The 2,905-nt window shown below is 47.4% G+C and carries 1 protein-coding gene; it reads left to right on the top strand.

Annotated features, from left to right (window positions below):
• Positions 1-70 precede the first annotated feature (70 nt).
• On the top strand, positions 71-2,905 hold a 2,835-nt coding region (locus A3757_RS18165; RefSeq protein WP_068740046.1), incomplete at its 3' end, for a thrombospondin type 3 repeat-containing protein.

Genomic DNA, 2,905 nt, shown 5'->3' with positions numbered 1-2,905 from the left:
AATAATAAAAATTAACGCTATTTTCCGGGCGGAAGGTAGCGTCAATAGCTCATAGAAATGAGGAAACATCATGCGCCTTTCCGATCTGAATAAACTCTTACTAACGCTTTGTTGCTTAAGTTTAGCCGCTTGTAATGGGGGCAGTAGTGGAGGGGGATCTGGGGGCAGTGATGAGCCGGAGGCGGTTAGTCTGACAGGCGGTGGTATTAAAGGGCCTCTAGTTAATGCAATTGTTACTGTCTATACGGTTGATACCACAGCAGAAGACTTTAAAGGTGCAATAGTAGGTGAACCGGGCTCAACTAATGAACAAGCACAGATTATTGACCTGGTGCTGCCAACACCAATTGAGCCTCCTTATATTCTGGAGTTTACATCAGACGAAAATACGACTGATATTCTAACGGGGCAGGCACCCGTTATTTCCGAAATGCGAACCGTTATTACCCAAGCACTTCTTGATAATGGCGAGCAAATCTATGGCACACCTCTTACAACCATGGCGGTTGACTTGGCGATTCGTAATGCCGATGTCGATACCGGCCCTTGGGCTGACCGTGATGGCGATGAAATTACTGACCCGGGTTTAGGTGACGGCACTGCAACACCGGCTGAACTAGTGAGCGCGCTTCCAATAGCCGCGGCTCAGGTGAAGTCGACCATGGGCTTTGGTATGTCCCAGGATATTGATATTTTTGATACGCCTCCATTAATTGACGAAACAACTGATACGGGTGCAGAGCAAGAAGATGCTGCGGCTTATCGTGCTGCGGTAGAAGCGGTAACGGCTGTTGTGAACCAGATAGACGAGGCTGTTGGTACTGAAGACCCTAATGCTGTATTAAGTGCACTCACACAAGATTTAGCCGATGGCCAGATCGACGGTAAAGTCGACAATGAAGAAGGTGGCTCAGAATCGAGTGATATTTTTGGCGGTGCTGAAGATGATGCTGCTGAAGATACAGCTAGTGCCGCACTTCAACTTTTAGAGCAAGACCCTGCTTCCTTACCGATTCCGAACGACCCTCAAGGTCGTACAGTTGGTGAAATGAAACAAGTGATTAACGATGAAAAAGAAGACCTGGGTAATGAAGGCGTTAATACTGAAATAAATACTGAAGAAGAAGTTGTACTCAAGCCCGCTGAAACTGACCCAGACCTGGATGATGATGGCGTTCCAAATGATCAGGACGCTTTTCCTGAAGATGCGAGTGAGACAACTGACACCGATGGTGATGGCACAGGTAACAATGCCGACAACGACGACGATAACGACGGCGTTAAAGATGAAGACGATGACTTCCCTCTAGACGCAAGCGAACAAACCGATACAGATGAAGATGGAATCGGTAACAATGCCGATACTGATGATGACGGCGATGGTACTGAAGATATTGCCGATGACTTTCCTTTAGATTCTGAACGTCAGAATAAGTCTGATAAGGATAACGATAACTGGTCTGCCAATCAGGACCCTGATGATACCAATGCCAGCATTCCAGGTATCGATTTTGTTGATACCGATGGCGATGGCATGGCTGATTCTGGTGGCAGAAATGATGACCCTGATGATGATAATGATGGTGTGATCGATACTGAAGATGCCTTCCCAACAGACCCTACAGAACAAAAAGACCAAGATGGCGATGGCACAGGCGATAATGCTGATACTGATATCGACGGTGACCAGGTGCCGAACGATGAGGATAAGTTCCCACGTAACCCATTTGAAAGTGTTGATACCGATGGTGATGGTATTGGTAATAATACAGATGAAGACGACGATGGTGATTCCGTACCTGATCTTCAGGAAGAGCAAGATGGCACCAACCCGCTAGAGCGTGATACCGATGGTGATGGCGTGCTCGATAACGTCGACCAAGGTCCAACTGACCCAACGGTACAGTTCGATTCAGACCAAGACGGTATTGATAATGCGATAGATAATTGCCCAGTTCATTACAACCCTGTACAGAGTGACCTGGATGATGATGGTCGCGGTGATCCTTGTGACCTGGATCGCGATGGTGATGGCGTTAACAATGATCTTGACGCCTTCCCTTCAGATGAAACAGAAACAGAAGATACTGACAATGACGGTGTAGGTAACTCAGAAGATACTGATGACGATAATGATGGTGTTGCCGATGATCTGGATGATTTCCCGACTGACCCGAATGAAATTGTCGATACCGATGGCGATGGTACCGGTGACAATGCAGACAGCGATGATGATGGAGACGGTACACCTGATTCCGAAGATGCCTTCCCTCTAAACTCTAGTGAAGACACCGATACCGATGGTGATGGTATTGGTAACAACACCGATGATGACGATGATGGTGACGGTGTTGCCGACAGTGATGATGCTTCACCTCTAGATGCCTTGGCAAGTACTGATACAGACGGCGACGGTGAGCCAAATATCACTGATACCGATGATGATGGTGATGGTACGCCAGACTCTGAAGATCGTTTCCCACTGAACCCTAATGAAGATACGGATACAGATGGTGATGGCATTGGTAACAACACTGATACTGATGATGATAATGATGGTGTAGAAGATGATGCTGATGCCTTCTCTTTACTTGCTTCTGAGCAATTAGACACAGACGGTGATGGCACAGGTAACAATGCAGACACTGATGATGATGGTGATGGTACACCTGATGCCTCAGACCCATTCCCCCAAAATGCTTTAGAGACTCGTGACTCCGATGGCGATGGTATTGGTGATACAGCCGATACGGATGATGATAACGATGGTGTACTAGATATAAACGACGCTGCACCGACTAGCCGCGATGGTGATGAAGATGGCGTAGGTGATGGCCGTGATAATTGCCCAGTGAATAGTAACAGTGATCAGCGTGACTCAGATGGTGACGGCCAAGGTGACGCC

It is taken from the genome of Oleiphilus sp. HI0117, from assembly GCF_001635235.1.
Note: the sequence above shows the minus strand (reverse complement) of the source record. Positions and strands in the feature narration are given on the sequence as shown.